This window comes from Ruegeria sp. Alg231-54, from assembly GCF_900143525.1.
Classification (GTDB): domain Bacteria; phylum Pseudomonadota; class Alphaproteobacteria; order Rhodobacterales; family Rhodobacteraceae; genus Ruegeria.
Genome location: NZ_FREZ01000011.1, coordinates 112,784 through 130,724, shown reverse-complemented (window position 1 = coordinate 130,724; position 17,941 = coordinate 112,784). Strand labels below are relative to the sequence as shown.

The 17,941-nt window shown below is 52.8% G+C and carries 16 protein-coding genes and 1 pseudogene; 6 read left to right on the top strand and 11 right to left on the bottom strand.

Features of this window, described 5'->3' with window-relative positions:
- Window positions 1-299: 299 nt before the first annotated feature.
- Genes DHN12_RS18285 through DHN12_RS18255 form a run of 7 tightly spaced genes read right to left on the bottom strand, consistent with a single transcriptional unit; the run spans window position 300 to window position 7,507 of the window.
- On the bottom strand, window positions 300-1,613 hold the full coding sequence (locus tag DHN12_RS18285; RefSeq protein WP_058276740.1) for a TRAP transporter large permease: 1,314 nt from the start codon (window positions 1,611-1,613) through the stop codon (window positions 300-302).
- On the bottom strand, window positions 1,610-2,119 hold the full coding sequence (locus DHN12_RS18280) for a TRAP transporter small permease (protein WP_058276739.1): 510 nt from the start codon (window positions 2,117-2,119) through the stop codon (window positions 1,610-1,612). The genes DHN12_RS18285 and DHN12_RS18280 overlap by 4 nt, the downstream gene beginning before the upstream one ends.
- A gap of 59 nt (window positions 2,120-2,178) precedes the next feature.
- On the bottom strand, window positions 2,179-3,192 hold the full coding sequence (locus DHN12_RS18275; RefSeq protein ID WP_058276738.1) for a TRAP transporter substrate-binding protein: 1,014 nt from the start codon (window positions 3,190-3,192) through the stop codon (window positions 2,179-2,181).
- 55 nt (window positions 3,193-3,247) lie between these two features.
- Window positions 3,248-4,054, bottom strand: a complete 807-nt coding sequence (locus DHN12_RS18270) for a DNA-binding transcriptional regulator (RefSeq protein WP_058276737.1) — start codon at window positions 4,052-4,054, stop codon at window positions 3,248-3,250.
- A gap of 32 nt (window positions 4,055-4,086) precedes the next feature.
- Window positions 4,087-5,067, bottom strand: a complete 981-nt coding sequence (locus DHN12_RS18265) for a fumarylacetoacetate hydrolase family protein (protein WP_058276736.1) — start codon at window positions 5,065-5,067, stop codon at window positions 4,087-4,089.
- Complete coding sequence (locus DHN12_RS18260) at window positions 5,033-6,535, bottom strand: bifunctional 3-(3-hydroxy-phenyl)propionate/3-hydroxycinnamic acid hydroxylase (RefSeq protein ID WP_058276735.1); 1,503 nt, start codon at window positions 6,533-6,535, stop codon at window positions 5,033-5,035. Before DHN12_RS18260 ends, DHN12_RS18265 begins: the two co-directional genes overlap by 35 nt.
- Window positions 6,536-6,538: 3 nt before the next feature.
- Window positions 6,539-7,507 (bottom strand): VOC family protein, encoded by a 969-nt coding sequence (locus DHN12_RS18255; RefSeq protein ID WP_058276734.1) that lies wholly within the window; start codon window positions 7,505-7,507, stop codon window positions 6,539-6,541.
- Window positions 7,508-7,950: 443 nt separating this feature from the next.
- Here DHN12_RS18255 and DHN12_RS18250 point away from each other — a divergent pair, with 443 nt between their 5' ends.
- Together DHN12_RS18250 and DHN12_RS18245 are read left to right on the top strand one after the other, a co-directional pair.
- Window positions 7,951-8,655 (top strand): IS6 family transposase, encoded by a 705-nt coding sequence (locus DHN12_RS18250; RefSeq protein WP_108861471.1) that lies wholly within the window; start codon window positions 7,951-7,953, stop codon window positions 8,653-8,655.
- A 209-nt stretch (window positions 8,656-8,864) separates the two neighbouring features.
- Window positions 8,865-10,448, top strand: a complete 1,584-nt coding sequence (locus tag DHN12_RS18245; RefSeq protein ID WP_058278265.1) for a hypothetical protein — start codon at window positions 8,865-8,867, stop codon at window positions 10,446-10,448.
- Between the two features lie 230 nt (window positions 10,449-10,678).
- On the opposite strand, the gene DHN12_RS18240 is transcribed toward DHN12_RS18245, so the two are convergent.
- The 3 genes from DHN12_RS18240 to DHN12_RS25250 all read right to left on the bottom strand — a co-directional run bounded on the left by DHN12_RS18240 (window position 10,679) and on the right by DHN12_RS25250 (window position 12,084).
- Window positions 10,679-10,909: a hypothetical protein gene (locus DHN12_RS18240; protein ID WP_108861470.1), complete on the bottom strand. Its 231-nt coding sequence runs from the start codon at window positions 10,907-10,909 to the stop codon at window positions 10,679-10,681.
- Between the two features lie 57 nt (window positions 10,910-10,966).
- Window positions 10,967-11,437 carry a hypothetical protein gene (locus tag DHN12_RS18235; RefSeq protein WP_058278267.1) on the bottom strand — a complete coding sequence of 157 codons (471 nt, stop codon included), beginning with the start codon at window positions 11,435-11,437 and terminating at the stop codon, window positions 10,967-10,969.
- A gap of 296 nt (window positions 11,438-11,733) precedes the next feature.
- The gene (locus DHN12_RS25250; RefSeq protein WP_108861469.1) at window positions 11,734-12,084 is read right to left on the bottom strand and encodes a mechanosensitive ion channel domain-containing protein; all 351 of its coding nucleotides are present in this window, start codon (window positions 12,082-12,084) and stop codon (window positions 11,734-11,736) included.
- A gap of 72 nt (window positions 12,085-12,156) precedes the next feature.
- Between DHN12_RS25250 and DHN12_RS18225 the strand changes: the two genes are divergently transcribed.
- The 3 genes from DHN12_RS18225 to DHN12_RS18215 all read left to right on the top strand — a co-directional run bounded on the left by DHN12_RS18225 (window position 12,157) and on the right by DHN12_RS18215 (window position 15,656).
- Window positions 12,157-12,864 carry an IS6 family transposase gene (locus tag DHN12_RS18225; RefSeq protein WP_108861468.1) on the top strand — a complete coding sequence of 236 codons (708 nt, stop codon included), beginning with the start codon at window positions 12,157-12,159 and terminating at the stop codon, window positions 12,862-12,864.
- Between the two features lie 131 nt (window positions 12,865-12,995).
- Window positions 12,996-13,613 (top strand): isoprenylcysteine carboxylmethyltransferase family protein, encoded by a 618-nt coding sequence (locus DHN12_RS18220; RefSeq protein WP_108861467.1) that lies wholly within the window; start codon window positions 12,996-12,998, stop codon window positions 13,611-13,613.
- 411 nt (window positions 13,614-14,024) lie between these two features.
- Window positions 14,025-15,656, top strand: coding sequence for an oleate hydratase (locus tag DHN12_RS18215; RefSeq protein ID WP_108861466.1), 1,632 nt, complete (start codon window positions 14,025-14,027; stop codon window positions 15,654-15,656).
- A 547-nt stretch (window positions 15,657-16,203) separates the two neighbouring features.
- Here the strand turns inward: DHN12_RS18215 and DHN12_RS25245 are convergent.
- Window positions 16,204-17,136 (bottom strand): annotated as a pseudogene (locus DHN12_RS25245) (adenylate/guanylate cyclase domain-containing protein); the annotation flags it as partial.
- 72 nt (window positions 17,137-17,208) lie between these two features.
- Here DHN12_RS25245 and DHN12_RS18205 point away from each other — a divergent pair.
- Window positions 17,209-17,916, top strand: a complete 708-nt coding sequence (locus tag DHN12_RS18205; protein ID WP_058271332.1) for an IS6 family transposase — start codon at window positions 17,209-17,211, stop codon at window positions 17,914-17,916.
- Window positions 17,917-17,941: the final 25 nt, after the last annotated feature.

Below are 17,941 nucleotides of genomic sequence, written 5' to 3'. Positions count from 1 at the left end.
CCGGTTTGGGGAAGCTGCGGCGCGGCATCGGACACATCAGACAGGGGTGGCTTTGGGCTGTTCGCCAAACTTAGCAAAGGTAGCTATCTGCGCATTGCCGCCGCCATTGAGGTCGAATGCTGCGCAAGCAGCGAACGGCAGCTTGGTGGCCTTCCTGCCAGTTCGGGCATCGTGCGGCGAACGGCTGGTTTGTCCGCAAGGCAGTCACTCACGAAATTTCGACGAACGACCGCGTTGAGCCCAAAACAGACAACTTGAAAAGGCAATTTCAGGTTTAAAACCAACCACCGAGAGCCGGCCTACATTGAATTTGGTAAGAAAAGTACAAGCCAAGGAAAAAAGACGATAATCAAAAGTCGAAGGATATCCACTACCCAGAAGGGAGTGACACCTCGAAATATCACAGATGTGGGGACATCCTTAACGACACCTTTTAGTACAAAGACATTCAAACCGACGGGCGGGGTGATCAGGCTTATCTCGGTGACCACGACGACAACAATACCAAACCAAACCGGATCAAACCCGAGACTGGTCACTACCGGGAAGAAGATGGGCACCGTAAGCAGCAGCATCGACAAGCTTTCAAAAACGCAACCAAGAAGAACGTAGACCAGCAGGATCAACACAATGACCAGTGTCGGCGACAGCCCCTGGGAAAGAACGAAGTTGCTAAGTGCCTCGGGCAGCCCCGCAAGATTGACAAAGTTCGAAAATATCCACGCTCCGATCAAGACCGCAAATAGCGTGGCCGCTGTCTGCACAGTTTCGATCAATACCTCCATGGTCGATGAAAAACTCAAGGATCTTCTGGACAATGCAATCAGGAAAGCGCCAGCGGCCCCCATTCCTGCAGCCTCGGTCGGGGAAAACGTTATGAAGAAGGGCCAGACATCCAACACACCGTAGAGCCCGCCAATCACTAGGAAGAACAGCAGCAGCACTGCCCAAATATCCCTGAGCGACAAAAGCCGCTCTCGCCATGAAACCCGCTCGCCCGCCGGTCCGGCATCCGGGTCTCGGGTCACCGAAAACCGGACAGCCACAAGATATAGCAAAACGCCCAGCAACCCTGGAGCAACGCCGGCGATAAAGAGCTTTCCGATGCTTGTTTCCGTCAACAGGCCATAGATGACCAAGATTACGGAGGGCGGTATCAGGATGCCCAAGGTGCCCCCCGCCGCAATGGAGGCCGTCGCCAGACTGTCTGAATACTTGTATTTTCGCATCTCCGGCATGGCGACCTTGGACATTGTCGCAGCTGTCGCCAGGGAAGAGCCACAGATTGCGGAGAAGCCAGCGCAGGCCACAATCGTCGCCATTGCCAATCCACCACGCATATGGCCGAGAAATGCGTAGGACGCGCGATAGAGCTCCTTTGAAAGGCCGCCCTTGTTCACGAAGAGGCCCATCAGGATAAAGAGAGGTACCACCGACAACCCATAATCCTGAGCCGTGTCGATAATCAGCCGACCCACCATCGAGATCGCGGCGCGAAATCCGCGCAATTCCACAAAACCCAGAAAGCCGACAAGCCCCATGGCTATGGCAATGGGCATGCGCAAGAAAACGAAAATTAAGACCGCTCCGAGCCCCAACAACGACAGAGTCATTCGGAGACCTCAGTATTAGCGATCTGGCGCACGACACTGCGCGCCAGAAAGGCAATTGCAGTGAGGGCGACAAAGATCGAGATAAACCATCCGACATAAAACTGTGGCAGGTTCAGATACTCTGTGACGTCGCCATACTGACGCGCCCGTTCCGCAAGTTCCCACACCCGTATTGCCGGCCAGATGAGAACTATCCCGCAGATTGCATCGATCAGGCTATCGCGCATTTGGGCCAGCCGTTCGCTGAAGAAAGGATCAAGCAGGTCCACGACGATGTTCTCACCCTTCCACGACACCAAGGGTAAGGCGGAGAATACGATAATAGCCATAAAAAGCCGGGTCAGTTCGGTCGCGCTTTCGATTGGATTGTCGAAGGCGCTTCGCAAAACTACGTCCAAGAACGTCATGCACATCAGCATGAACAAGGTGCCCGCCGCGATCCATGTGGGCAGATGAAGAACAACGTACCAGGGATTGCGTAGCCTCGGTTTCTGAATGTTAGCCATGCCTGCCTCGTAAAACTGCGGTCCCTTTACTAGGGCCCGCAGTGTTTCTTCGTAACGGTTCAGTTGCCTGACATCTGCTCGGCAATGAATGTTTGCACCGTTGCGGAGTCGATTCCTTTGTCCGACACCTCGGCAAGAACGCTTTCGATGATCGGGCCCGTCATTTCGTTCCAGGTTGCGACGTCAGATTCGCTGGCTTCAGTCCACGAGTTGCCCTCATTGGCTTCAATGGTTTCGATGCCAATCTGGTCAATCTCGTCCCACATGCGCCCGGCCACCTGAGAAAGCGCTTCGCCAGCTATGGTATCCAAAGCAGCGCGATCTTCATCTGACAGCCCGTCGTATTTGTCCTGGTTCATCACGATTGCAAAAGAGCCGCGATAGAACCCACCGGGCACAGAGTAACTGTGCGGTGCAACTTCGAACAGCTTGAAGCCTGCGCGGGCCTCCATGGGCATCATGACACCGTCAGCCGCCTTGGAGGCCAATGTTTCATAGACTTTTGGTGCCGGCACCCGGATACCGGTGGCACCGAGCGCTGCACCCACGTCTCCTGAAACCCCACCACCAAGCCTCAACTTCATGCCAGATATATCATCCAACGAGGCCAACTTGGTCTCCGAGTGCAGGATGCCGGGGCCGTGGGTCATCATAGCAAGAACCTTCACCCCGTCATGCTCGTTTGCTTCGGCGAGATATTTTTCATACGCTCGCCAATAGGCCACTGACGCGGCCTCGGCATTGCCTTCGTAACCAGGCAACTCGATCATCTTGGATGCCACAAAACGTCCTGGATTGTATCCGTGAAAAATCCAGGTGACATCCGCTACCCCGTCCAGAATAAGGTCGAACTGTGCCGGTGGCGCTCCCAATCCGTACTTTACTTCTGCGCTGATACGGCCTTCGGTGGCCTCTTCCAGCATTTTCGTGAATTCGGGCCAGAGTTTCGCATTCATGCCATGCGTTGGCGGCGCCCATGACGAGATTGTAAGAACAGTGTCCGCAGCCAGAGCTGCGCCTGCCGTCAACGAAATTCCAAAGGTCAGTAAAGTCGATCTGATGAGATGTTTCATGTTTCCTCCCGGTTTTTCCTAAATCTATCGCTTCCGCAGAATTCCTTACTGTGATTTAGATCTTTTTGTCCGCTTGGCGGACAGATGCGCTTTGTGCCATTTGCGCTGCTATCTGATGGGCCAAGTCTTTCATCGAACCTGTATAACGGGTGATAGCTTCGGTCATTGAAAACGCGCTGGCGATCCAGATGATCGATAGGCATCCTAGGACGCGATCCTCACATATGATTGGAACCGCTAAACTCGATGTGTCCGGTCGAAAGGTGCGAGGACTGCGCGTCGCGTATCCTTGTTTGCGGTATTGATCGAGGCGTGAAGCAATCCAGCTTTCCAGCAAAAAACGCTCGTCTTCGGGGTCGTTTTTGTTGCGCAGCAGATCAAGAATAATGCTTCTTTCCTTGTCTTCCAAGAATGCCAGAAAGGCGCGCCCAGCCGAAGACCTGAGTATCGGCAAGGACAACCCGGCCATGTTCCGATCAATCGAGAACGGGCTGCGCCAGTGCGTGGTTTCTTCGATGACCATGTGCAGATCGCGATAAACCGAAAGATCGAGAGGCCATGAATGCACGTCGGTGAATTCCGCAAGACCTGGGGCAGCAACACGGCAAATGTGCGAATGAGCAGCATAGTTGTCGCCCAGACCTGATGCACGAGGCGATACCCTGACCCGGGCGTCCGATGCCGACATCAGAATGTATCCCGCTTCTTCCAAAGTGTGGAGCAGCCGATAGACAGTCGGTCTCGGCACGCCAATCGCAGCGGCGATTTCGGCAGGCTTCGCCGAACCCTGACTGTTCACGAACCGCAACAAGTCCAGTCCGCGTAGCAGGGCACGAATGCTGGGTTGGTTGTCTACCGCCATTCTCATCCTTCAGGCCGTTCTGTTAGGCATTCTCAGGTGGCGACGACCTTTTGGTCAATAGCGCCGAAAATTGAATGGCCAGACGGGTTTCGCATCTCAAAGCGAATAGTATCTCCAGGTTCCATAAATCGTGTCTCTGCCTCACCCGTGGCGATGATCTCGATCATCCGTTTTTCTGCAAGGCATGACGATCCGACGATTTCATGGTCGGTGTTCGAAACTGTACCCGATCCAATGATGGTACCTGCACGCAATTCTCTGGTCTTTGCAGCGTGCGCAATTAACTGGGCGAAATCAAAGTTCAAGTCGGTGCCAGCTGGCACTTTGCCAAAGACTTTGCCGTTGTAGAAGGTTTCGAGCGGCAATGTAACTTTCGATCCGGTCCAGTATTCACCCAGTTCATCCGGCGTCACGCAAACCGGCGAAAACGCACTTGCAGGTTTTGACTGATAAAAGCCAAACCCCTTAACCAGTTCCGGTTTCATAATATTGCGCAATGAGACATCATTGCACAGCATTATCAGTTTGATGTGACCGGTCGCCGCCTCGGCAGAACACCCGACGGGCACATCGTCGGTGATCACAGCAATCTCGCCCTCAAAATCTAATCCCCAGTCTACATCAATGCAGGGAATGTCATCGGTCGGTGCCAGAAAATAGTCACCGCCCCCCTGATACATCAGTGGGTCCGTCTCAGCACCGGGGGGCATGTCAGCACCGCGGGCTTTGCGTACCAAGCGCATATGGCTGAGATATGCACTTCCATCAGCCCATTGATATGATCTAGGCAGCGGACTGGCCAATTGGTCCACGTCATAAGCCATCGTGTCAATCTCACCTTGCTCGACCAAGTCCGAGATCTCTTTCAGCGCTGTGGCTGAACTTTCCCAAGTTTCGAGCGCTTGCTGCAACGTTTGCGCAACTGATGTGGCAGATGCCATTTTGGTCAGGTCTTTTGACACGACGACGAGTGATCCGTCACGACCGCCGGATTTCAGTGATGCCAGTTTCATATCTATCTTTCGTTTTTTTCGGCTTAAAAAGGGACAGGGCTTGTTCTGGAAGTTCCAGGAGGGTTTCCGCGACAGCCGCGACGTACCGGTCGGGTCGCACCCAGACGGCGTTTGTTCCAATATCTGAGAGCACGGCGTCCAGCTGGGGGTGATCACGCGCATTAAGTGCGACAGCATCATCGCTGCATTCCGGCAATGAGGCGCGGCTGACAAGAAGGTGCTTGTGTCCAACAGCATCGTCCAGCCGCTGTCCGTCGGTATCAAGGTGCACTTGGGGAAAGGGACGCCCGACATAAGGGTTGTTTGTCTGCACCTGCAACAGTGCGCTCTGACCAAGCTTGGGCGCAATAGATCGCATGGCACCTGAACGCGAACTGTCTGCAAGTTGCAGGGCACTTTCCCGATCAAGCGAGTTGATCAGGCCGCCCAGACGAACCGCAGTTTCAACATAGCTGCGCGCGTGGGGCTTTCGTTCATCCTGATAGCTGTCAAAGAGCATCTCTTCATCGCCGCCATTGAGTGCTTTGACGAGCTTCCATGCCAAATTCGCGGCGTCTCGAATACCGGTGCACATTCCTTGGCCCATGAAGGGTGGCGTCAGGTGGGCGGCATCTCCGGCAATCAGAACCGGTCCCTTTCGCCAGATTTTCGCGACCTGTGAACGGAAAGTATAGACAGCACTGCGCTCGATCTCGGCATCGTCAGGCGTAATCCACCGCGATAGCAGATCCCAGAGACTCGAATGTTCCATTATTTCGGCGTCGGTTTCACCGTCCAAAGCCATGATTTCCCAGCGGCGGCGAATACCGGGGGCCCGGCAATAAGTCATCGGTCGGTCCGGGTCGCAGAATTGAATGGAATGATCGCCAAGCTCTGGCATTGGATGTTTGAGATGCAAATCGACAACCAGCCAGCGTTCTTCAAACCCCAGATCTTCCATTTCGCTGCCGATCCAGCGACGCACGGACGAATTGGCCCCGTCGCAGCCAACAACGTATCGAGCTTCAATGGTGGACTTGCAGTCGTTTGTCTTATCCTGTGCGGTTAACTCTACGCCATTCCCTGTGGGTTCAAGATTTACTACGTTGTGAAGTTCCAGCGTGGTGGCCGTCGGGGAACGCGCCAGTTCGGCTCTCAACAGCGTTTCGAGATCAGGCTGATGCAATCTGTAGCTTGCGTGCCACCCATGTTTCGTAACGTTTTGCGGTCTTGGCCAGTCCAGCAGCAACTCATTGTTTTCATCTACGAACTTCATGCCCGGGTTGATGTGCACCAGCTTAAAAAGCGCGTCAGCTATCCCGACGGTCTGGAAAACGCGCATCACTTCGTCATCGAAGTGCACGGCGCGGGGCAGATGGTACATCTGGCCTTCGCGATCCAGAACCACAACCGAAACACCGCTTTTGGTCAGGAGGTTGGCAAGTGTCGCGCCGGTAGGACCAAACCCGATAATCGCAACGTCATACATCGTTCAGACCTCGGGGACTTGTCCGTAGAGCCACGGGCAATTCACAACGTTAGGTGCCCGGTGCCCCGCGGCTGCGGTTGCCAATCGCTTATCCCGAAAGGCGGCGCGTTCCTGTTCGTTCAGGTACAGCCGTTCGTGGCCCCAAAAGCTGGGCCCGACATTTGTTTCACATGCCTCCCAGGTGGATGGATCAATGATCCTCCCGCCCCAACCGCTTTCCACGAAAAAGCCCGACGGCGTATGGGCATAAAAGCTTGTCATGTAATCATTTGTGTGCCGCCCTAATGTGTAAGCGATTTCGGCAAGACCTATTTGCGCCAGGTCATATCCCTGGCCCACGTCGTCCAAATTGTCGTACTCCACCATAAAGTGATGAAACCCTGCCTGCCCTGACCCAACGATAGCAAAGCTGTGATGCCGGCCATTGACATGAAAGAAGTAGAGAGGAATTGGCTTCAAGCCGTAGTCGCTCAAATGAAAGCCAAGAACGTCGCGATAGAATGGCACAAGCGCTTCGGCGTCGGACACATGTAAAACAGCGTGCCCCATGCCATATGGGCCGGTCTTGAAACCCTCAATTGGTCGACCCGGGATAAAGGGATCTGTTGTTTTCTCCGGCTTCCAGACGAACTCAAGCCGATTCCCTGCAGGATCGACACATGTAATGATTTCCGTCACATAGCGGCGATCGGCCAGTCCGCGATCCCCCGGGGTCACATTGTGCCCCGCCGCCTCCAGTTTGGTGGCAAGCCTTTCCAGGTCAGACTTCTCGCCAACCTCCCATCCGATGTAGGCCAGAGTATCGCCGGGCTCGTCTGATATGATTAACCGCTGGCGCTGATCATCCATCCGAAACGCCGTATTGCGACCCCCGTGATCCAAAACCTGCATGCCCAGCACATTGCCGGCGAACTGCCGCCAATCGTCTGACTTGTTGGAACGAATACCGATGTAGCTTAGCGCGGTGATCATACTAATCTTCTCCCGAAGATATTGCTTCCCCAATTCACGGTAATAAGCATGCCACAAAATACTTTTGTCCATCAGATGGACAGGAGGGACAGCAATGTTCCGCCTGGCTGGCTCCTTTAATTTGGATGCTCGTCTTAGACTACCAATAAACTACAGCTCAGAAGAAGCGAACCGTGCTCTGTCGTAGTGCAGCAAGGCTCTACTAACTTGGAGCGAATATCGCTGACGGCCGCCGCAATTAGAGATGAACAATTTATTTTCCCGAGGCCCAAAAAAGTTCGAACGGCATTGTCAGAAGGATTTGACTTGAGCCGGGCCGGGTGGGTTTGTAGCGTCCGATCATGACAAAACGCGATCCGTTCAAGTATTTCCACAGCAGCCCCGAGGGTACTGTCAGAGCAAATTAACTTGAGACGGGCAGGGCGGTTTCGTAGCCTCGCCTGATGACCAAACCTGATCCATTTCGCTACTTCAAAACCAGCCGTGAGATTATCCGCCTGGCGGTGATGATGTACGTCCGGTTCCCGCTTTCACTTCGGAATGTCGAAGACTTGCTGCATGAACGCGGCGTCGATGTCAGCCATGAGGCTGTCAGATACTGGTGGCACCGGTTTGGTCCGATGTTCGCTTCCGAGATACGAAAGCGACGGATTGAGGGGATGAAGTCAAGCAAATGGCGTTGGCACCTCGACGAGATGTTCGTCAAGATCAACGGCGAGCGGCACTACCTTTGGCGGGCTGTCGATCACGAGGGCGAAGTCCTGGAAAGCTTCGTCACGAAGACGCGTGATAAGAAGGCCGCATTGAAATTCTTAAAGAAAGCAATGCGTAAGCATGGTTGCCCGGAGGTGTTCGTCACGGATCTGCTGCGGTCCTATGGCGCCGCGCTGAAGGAGATCGGCGCCGCAGACAGGCAGGAAACGGGTCGGTGGATGAACAACCGAGCGGAGAATTCGCACCTGCCGTTTCGACGACGAGAACGGGCCATGCTTCGCTTCAGGCGCATGCGAAGTTTGCAGAAATTCGCCTCCGTCCACGCCTCGGTCTACAATCACTTTAATCAGGAACGCAGCCTTTCAAGCCGACCCAATTTCAAGCTGAACCGCGCCGCTGCTCTTGCCGAGTGGCGCGGTCTCGGCGCGTCATAAGGGACAGGCTCACTGTCCATTCTGAGACTGGTTCGAATTAGTCTGGCAGCACCAAGCTGTCGGATGACTGCTTCGAGCCCAAAGTGGACGTCAGGTTGTTTGTAACGGTTTTTTCGCAGCGCATCATTTATTTGAATCCGAAGAGACCACTCTCAGCGGTGACCGTCACATCCCCAAGATGATGTCTCCTTTGCCGCAATATCCAGGTTATGCTAGTTAGTCTGTATGGCGCAGTTGATCCTGAGGTGTATTTTTTGGCCTTCAAAGTGACAAGAGAAGAGATCTTGGAAGAGCTGGAACGTATTGTTGGCTCAAAAGACTTCGCCGCCAGCAAACGCACCCGAATGTTTTTTGAGCACCTCGTCAAAAGTGAAATTGACGGAAAGGGTGAAGAACTTCATGGTACTGCGTTGGCAATGGATGTGTTTGGAAGGGGTGTTGACTTCGATCCCAACACAGACCCCGTAGTAAGAACTGAAGCAGTAAAACTGCGAAAGGCGTTGAGTTACTATTACTTAACATCAGGTGGAGAAGACAGGGTAGAGATATCAGTTCCCAAGGGTCGGTATCGCCCGACGTTTCGTTTTCGAGAATTGGAAACTACAAATGCGACTTTGACTGATTTGCAACTGCTCAGGTTGCCCACGCTCGGCATCAGATCGTTCTCAGGTTCAGACACCGAGCGCGCAATTTTTTTTCGAAATGGTTTGCCGGAAGAAATTGCATTAGAACTTGCCCGCTTTGGTCACATTCGGGTACTGACAGGTTTTCGGGCAGAAAACTCAAAAGTTGGAGGCCAAGAAGACTGCAAATCGCTTGAGAGTTGCGACTATATTTTGGGAGGGACGGTGCGCGAAGATGGCGAATGCCTGCGAGTAATTGTTCAGTTAAAGCGTAGAGAAACAGGGGCCTTGCTATGGTCGGAGCGAAAAGACATCTATCTGAGCCACGCCAACGTTTTCAAAACACAAGAAGACATCGCAAAGCACTGCGCCATCTACATTGCGGATGCGTACGGGTTTGTCGCGACAGACATTGAGAGGAATGTCCAAACGCGGCCTGCCTCGGACTCTAATGTTTACCAGGCTTTGTTGGCCTTTCATTCGCATCTACGCACAAACAGAGTGAGTAGTTTGTCTCAAATGATGGAGCTTTGTAAACTTGCTGTTGCCAATAACCCAACCAGTGGACTTGCGCATGCGCTTTTAGCGTTTGGACACGTCGAAGAAGTATCCGTTGGTCAACAAAGACTGAAATCGGTTATTGAAGACGGACGTACCCACGCGGAGAAAGCCTTGGCGCTTGAGCCACAATGTCAGGAAGCTCTTGTGGCTGCAGCCATATATGCCCAACTGGATGGAGACGAACCAAGGTTTTTGCAACTAGTTGATGCTGGGATACGGGCTAATACAAATGGTAACCTTCTGCTCGCTGTAGCTGGAGGATGGATTGCATTGGCCGGCGACCCTAAGAAAGGCATAGAGTTGGTGCGGAAAGCGACAGATGCGAACCCCGTTTTGCCGACGTGGACCAAAATTACGCTTTGCCTAAAAGATGTTGAAAGTGGCGATTACAAGGCCGCATCCGAAAAATTGCGCCAATTAGATGTGCGTCACAGTGTAAGTGATCGGTTGATTGTTTCTGCGGTGCATAGCCTCGCAGGCGAAACAGAGCGAGCTAGGGCACAATTGCCTCAGCTTAACGGCGACTTTACGATTGAAGAGTACCTTAATGATCTACCTTACGCACCCCGCGTTATTGAAATGATCCGCACCGGGTTGAAACTCTTGTGATCCAACACAACGCTGGCAGAGCATGAAGCAAGCTAGAAAGGTTTCTGCGCATTCAATCATCTCGTGATCACGGCGGTCTCACTGCAATTTCATCTGAGTTTTTAGCAGAACAGCGCCGCAAGATTCAGCCAATACCGATTAGAGATGTGACTGACAGCTCTGGTGCTTGACTGAAAATTGCGGCGGTCAACTCTTGGCAAGTTTTTTGACTACTCCTGAAGAAATGCTTTTCAAGGCTCGATAGATTCTTGAGCATGTAATGAAATGGCATAAAGCTCAGCTGCATTAGAATAAAAGAAGAATTCCTGATGCACGCAGGAGAACCGCCCATTCATCTGAAAGTTTTGGTAAATATGACGATGGAGGTCGCTAAGCTCCTCTGTTTCTTCATAGAATTCAATCAAGTCGTCGGGCTTTATCGACAGTACAAGATCCCAAGCTTTTGAATCAGCATTGTTCATTTGTTCCTCCTTTCAATTTGATTGCGATAGATTGCTTGAGTCACCGTGTTCCTTTCTTCATGGCGACCCGGTTGGGGCGGCAAGCGACGCCATGGCGGCTTGCTGGTTTAGTACGATAGGTCTTTTCCCGATACCAATCATTATGGATTGCTCGCTTTTCACCTGATGGACGGCGTCAATAAGTAACGAGTGTTCAGCGCTGCTGGCTGCAATCAAAAAGTTAGTGACTTCAGGCATGACGTAGTTCCAAGTTGGGCAAGCCAGAGCAAACTGAGCAAAGAAGTTTGCCGTGAACTTAAACAACCGCTCTGCACTCGTCGCGTTGGATTCTCGTGCTGCCCAGAGTAAGGTTTCCCACAGCCCATTTTCGAAGGCGATTTGAGCCCTATGAGAATTATGCAGGTCAATTTGTACTTGGTGCTTTCTAGCAAGTAAAAGCTCAGACGTACGTAAGACCAAATTGTGCGCCGAAGCAGTAGTGGCTGGGTATTGGTCTCGAAGGGTAATTAGCAGATCAAATTGTGACATTTCGTCTCTCCACTTTTTGTGTTCACAAAACCAAAATGCGAAGATTTTCCCGACTTGGGAGGAGTTCTACAGTAGTGAAACTGTAGTCGGAGGAGCTGTTTAGCATCGCTAATAAAAGGTAGTTTCTTGGAGCCGTCTGAGCCAAGGCTTGCTTATCAGACCGACCGGGCGACGCCTCGTGATTCTCCTCGCCAATTTCTCATAACGAGGGTGGCAACATACTATTCCGTCGGGAGATTAATCTTTCAGAGTGGCGAAAACAGAGGGCTTTAAACGTTAGAGCACAACACAACGAGCTAACTTGGCCAGACCTCAGATGAAGCTGACTTTTTGGTGTGTACATGCACATCCATTTGCGGAAACGCTATAGATATACCTTCATTCTGTAAGCGGGTTTTTCCGATTTCCGTGAGGTCCCACATCACATCCCAGTAGTCGTCGGTGCGCACCCAGGGCCTACAATAAACGTTCACGGACGAGGGACCCAATTCGCCGACAAATATCCGCGTTTCCGGGCTTCTCAGGCATCGTTTGTCTGCCCCTACCATCTCAGCGAGCGTCGCTTTGGCGCGCTCAATGTCGTCTGTATATCCAATCCCGAAAACAAGATCGACACGCCGCACTCTGTACTTAGTAAGGTTCTCCATGGATCCTTGCCAGATGGGCACTGTCAGAAGAAACTTATTGAGGCGGGCAGGGCGAGCACTTAGCGTCGCAGGATGACAAGACGCAGCCCTTTTCGCTACTTCAAGACGAGCCCCGAGATCATCCGTCTGGCCGTCATGATGTATGTTCGGTTTCCGCTTTCGCTTCGCAATGTTGAAGATCTTTTGCACGAGCGCGGCATCGAGATCAGCCACGAAACTGTGCGTTATTGGTGGAACAGATTTGGCCCGATATTCGCGGCAGAGATCCGCAGAAACAGGGTCAATCGGATGCGATCTTATTCGAACTGGCAGTGGCATCTGGACGAGGTCTTCGTGAAGATCAATGGCGAGACGCACTACCTATGGCGGGCTGTGGATCACGAAGGCGAGGTGCTGGAAAGTTATGTGACCAAGCGCCGTGACCGCAAAGCTGCGTTGAAATTCCTCAGAAAATCAATGAAACGCTACGGTCAACCTGAATCCATCGTGACRGACAAACTGCGGTCTTATGGCGCGGCGATGAGAGTTGTCGGGAACGGTAGTCGGCAAGAGACCGGCCGCTGGCTGAACAATCGGGCCGAGAATTCCCATCTGCCATTTCGACGACGAGAACGTGCGATGCTCCGCTTCAGGCAAATGCGATGTTTGCAGAAGTTCGCCGCAGTTCATTCTTCCGTCCACAACCATTTCAATCAGGAACGCGCCCTCTACAGCAGAGACAATTTCAAGCTCAACCGCGCCGCTGCTCTYTCCGAGTGGCGCCAACTTTGTTCAGCATAAGTTCCGGCATTTAGGGGTAAACAGAGACTGGTTCGAATTCGTCTGACAGCACCGATACTAGCGATGGATTAACATTCAATACTGACCGATTAATGGGGCGGCCCACAAGAATACAGCGCGAGTCGCAGCCCATGGACGCAACCACTGACATTCACAACTTCGTACGGATTTACTTGGCGCTTTTTTTTACTTTCGTTGCAGTGTTTTACTCCCTTCGGATTCTGTACAGGATGCGCCACGACGGTCAGGTGGTCGTATTCCCTGGACAGCGCTTCAGCGCAACGTGGTGGAATCATTTTGCATTCAGGTGGTTCAGGATTTTCATATGGGCCATCTGTGTCTTTCGCGCAATCGAGCCCGGTGTTGATCGGTATCTTGGCATGATCGGTCCTCTTCAACACAACTGGTTGATCTTGTCCGGGGCGGTCTGTCTTACGCTTGGCTTTGGCTTGGCGCTGGCCGGCCACTTTTCGTTGGGAATGGACTGGCGTTCAGGAATTGATCGCATTTCCCCGTCAAGTCTTCGGGTTACTGGCTTGTATCGCCATTCGCGCAATCCGGCCTTTTTGGGAGTTGCCTTCGCGCAATTCGGCTTTTTCTTGGCACTTCCAAGTTTGTTCTCGGCAGTCTGTTTGGTAGTGGGTGTGCTCACTTTGTACAGACAGGCCTTGTCTGAGGAACAGCACCTTGAAACGATTTTCAACTCACAATACAGGGACTATAGGCGAAAGGTGAGGCGTTGGATTTGACATTTGAGAAGAATGGGCACGGCACCCGGTAAATATTGCAGAGCAGAAGGTCGTATCATGCTCCTCGAACCGATCGGCAAACCGGACCTTCTTCGAACTCGACCAATGTCGGGAATGCGCACCCTCCGGACGCTCTTGGCAACACAGCGAACGGCAGGAAAGTCCGCAAAGTAGACGTTAAGGTGTGATGCAGTGAATGACCGTTTCGAGCCCAGACCGGTCAGATCAAATTCGTGCCTTTCGCTCGTGCGGCAAGATCGCTCTAGAGCCAACGGTATGGAATGTGGAGACAAATAAGCCTTCAGCGCGACAACAATCAGATAAACTTGGGGATAACGGTTGGCTGATCAAAAACCGACCTTGCCAACAGCTTTGACGGCATTACCGTTTTATACTTTAGAGGAGAGTAGAATGGGCCAGACGCAAGATAGCAGCAAGAATGCCAAGGTATATCTCAACGGTCTGGGCCTAGGATCTATATCGGCCGCAGTCTATCTGGTGCAGAAAGCCGGTTTTGATCCGGCGAACATCCATATTTTCGAACAAAATCCGGAGAGAGATCTGGTAGGCGGCTCGATGGATGCCTCAATGAAAATGGTCGACGGCAAGCCTGTCTATTTCATGCGCGGCAGCCGGATGTACGAAGACAAGGTCTACTGCTGCACCAAGGAGCTTTGGTCGTTGATCCCCTATGACGAACATGGCTCTTGCCTCGACGATCATGAGCGCAACCATGAAGAATGCCAGGTCGATACCGTCGTCCGCCTGCTGCACGCGGATGGCGAAAAGGACAGCGGCCACGACCTCGGCCTCGGCCCAATTGAGACAGTTCAGATGGCGCGCTTGATGGCGACGCCCGAGTCGTCGATTCCCGATGATGCCAAAATCACCGACTATTTCAGTGACGCCTTTTTCCGCAGCAACTACTGGTACATGTGGCGCGCCCTTTTCGCATTTCAGCCATGGCACTCGGCGGTCGAGATGCGGCGCTATATGCGTCTGTTCTTCCATCGGATGTCCGATATGGAGAAGATGACCTCGCTAGAGCGTACCCGCTACACTAATTACCATTCCTTCATCTTGCCGGCGCTGCGTTTGTTGACCGAGAAAGGCGTTCAAATCCACTATAACTGCCGCGTTACGGACGCGGACTTCAAAGTTGACGGCACACAGCGCTGGATTGAGCGTTTGCATTTGGAGAGCTCGGACGGTGATGTCATGGACCCGATCGAGGTTCAGCCTCACGATAGGGCATTCTTGACGATTGGTTCAATCGTATCCAACCACGCCTATGGGTCCCACGACCAACCCGTCTCGATGTCGCCCCCGGAGAAGCCAGGCGGAGCGTACTTGCTCTGGCAGAAATTGGTGGCTAAGCAATCTGACTTGGGCCGCCCTGAGCGCTTCCTGCGGGATGTATCGCTCTCCAGGATGATGCATTGCACTGTGACCTTCCGCGGCAGCCTTTTTGAGCGAAAGTTCCAGTGGCTCGTAGAGCGGTTGATGGGACGGCAAAGCCCATTACCCCTTACGCACTCACCTTGGATCTTGCATCTGCACACCTATCGGCAACCCTTTTATCCTGGACAGGCCGCTGACACCTGCGTGATCTGGGTTTCAGCCCTCGGCGAGGACAACGAAGGGCAATTCGTGAAAAAGCGAATGTATGAGTGTACCGGGCGCGAGATTCTGGAAGAGATCCTTGGTCATCTTTGGGGCGACCTGGACGGGGACGAAAAAGCAGAACTCCTTGACTCCTCGTACTGCGTGCCCTGTCGCTTGCCCTATGGCATTGCTCAATTTTTGCCGCGCGCAGAAGGGGACCGACCATCCGTCATTCCCGAAGGGTCTCAGAACTTCGCATTGCTGGGGCAGTTCGTGGAAATCCCCGACGGGATCGTGTTCACCACCGAGTACAGCGTCCTCGGGGCAATTTTGGCGATCAAAGGGCTGGTCGACTCCTCGATAGAACCTCCTGCGATGTACTTTGGCCAGCACGATCCATGGACAAACTTGGCGACGGCCAAAGCTATCCTCAGATAAGGCGTTGTATTGTCCCTTCCCAAAAAAATTACCACTCGACTGGCCGCAGAAGGGAGCGCACCTGCAAAAGTCCGCTAGGTCCGCGTTGCGGTCATTGACGAATTTTTGACCAGCGTCTGCTTTCGCCCAAAGTAGACATTGAGAGCAAAAAGTTCGGTTTTTCGTGACCGAACGACCGCTTAGCAGCGCTCAGCTGTCATCTGAGAAAAACAGTCAGATGACTGCCTTGAGCCCAAAGCAGACGTGGAGAAAAACGGCGATATGTGATAGCCAACAGGGAATAATTCAATGCTGAGTGCCAAATGGTTTGCAACCCCGTACCTAAGAAAGTCACCCATATTCCGGATTTCTTTGCCCTTGCTACCTGTCCATTTTGCCGCGATCAGCAGATTGTTTCCCACCGTGATTTAAAGAGCAAGAGCAGGCCAATTGATGGAACTGCGGTGTGGGTGTGTTCACTTTGCAAGGGCATTCCGCGAAAAGGGCAATTTGATTGAATTATCCCCCGGGGGCGGGGCTGATCTTCGAGGTCATACCCAGCGAGCAGCTATCGCCTCCATTGCAAACGGTAGACTGTGTGATCATCTGGAAGTCCTTTGAGGACCAAAGATCGTGCGGCCGCAAATTCGAACTCGTGATTTCCCCCAACTATGGCTCTCGTCACATCCGACACAAGAATTTCACCCGGATTGGCCGATGAAGTTATGCGAGCCGCTTTGTTGACCACGGTTCCGAAGAAGTCGCCACGCGCCAAAACAACGTCGCCGGTATGAATGCCAACTCGTAGGCTCAAGCGCGGTTCCACATCGCTCAAAGCCACGGCTTCCTGTATTTTGATCGCCGCCAGAAGCGCTTCAGTCGCTGATTGGAAACTGGACAATGTCCCGTCTCCCAGCGACTTCACGAATTGCCCCCGATGTATTGCGACAATACTCTCAACAGTCTGAAAATGCTGATCTATCAACGCCGACCAACCCTGATCTCCCATGGCCGCCGCGAGCATCGTACTGCCTTCGACATCAGTAAACAGCACCGAGGCCAAACCTTCTGCCTGAAGCAATTCCGGACCTTCTTCGAGCGCAGCTTTCACAAGAGTTTGAATGGCCAACTGTTCGCTACCTACAAAATCTATATTTGGGTAGGGAAGAGAGGCGTGACGATTAATGATCTTCCATGACGCACCCTCTAAGACGAATACCAGCACCGTGCGGACGATGTAATCATCTCGAAGCCCGGGAAACCCAACCCGATGTAGAAAAGCAGACCAGCCCGTCTCTCCGTTCTCGAAGGCTTCGGCTTCGAGAACTTCCCACACATCCGGCTCTGGCATTTCGCCGATGAATTCGCCGACTCCATCGCGGACAACCTGACCTTTCCAAAACTCATTCTCGCCAGTTCCAATGAAGCGCAGATCGACCGAGTCGGAAAGGTAGTCCTTCAAAACGTGCGTATTTAGGGTCCTGATCGCCTCAAACCAGCGTTCTGTAACAGCAAGGGTCTTGTCAGAAGAACTTTGCTTGAGCGGGGCAGGGCAGTTGCGTAGCTTTTGCCCATGACCAGACCTGCCTCATTCAAATACTTTAAAACCAGTCCCGAGATCATCCGCCTTGCGGTGATGCTGTACATCCGTTTCCCGCTCTCGCTTCGGAATGTCGAAGATCTGCTGCACGAGAGAGGCATCGACGTGAGCCACGAAACTATCCGATATTGGTGGAACAGGTTTGGCCCGATGTTTGCTGCTGAGATCAGACGGAAGCGTGTTCAGCAGCTGCGCGCATTCTCCAAATGGAAGTGGCACGTGGACGAGGTTTTCGTGAAGGTGAATGGCAAGCGGCACTATCTTTGGCGGGCTGTTGATCATGAAGGCGAGGTGCTGGAAGCCGTTGTCACCAAACGCCGAAACAAGGCTGCAGCACTGAAATTCCTCAAGAAGTTAATGAAGCGACACGGCAAAGCGGAAACCGTCGTGACGGATCGCTTCGCCTCATACAGAGCTGCGCTCAAAGAACTGGATGCACTCGAAAAACAAAGGACGGGCAGGTGGCTCAACAACCGCGTCGAGAACTCGCACCTGCCTTTCCGACGAAGAGAACGGGCCATGCTGCGTTTCAGGCGTATGCGAAGTTTACAGAAATTCGCCTCCATCCATTCTTCCGTTTACAACCACTTCAACCAGGAAAGATCGTTAGCCAGTCGAGACACCTTCAAGCTGACCCGCGCCGCCGCTCTTAGCGAGTGGCGTCAACTCTGTTCCGGATAAGTTCGCGATTTCCGCGGCAAACTGA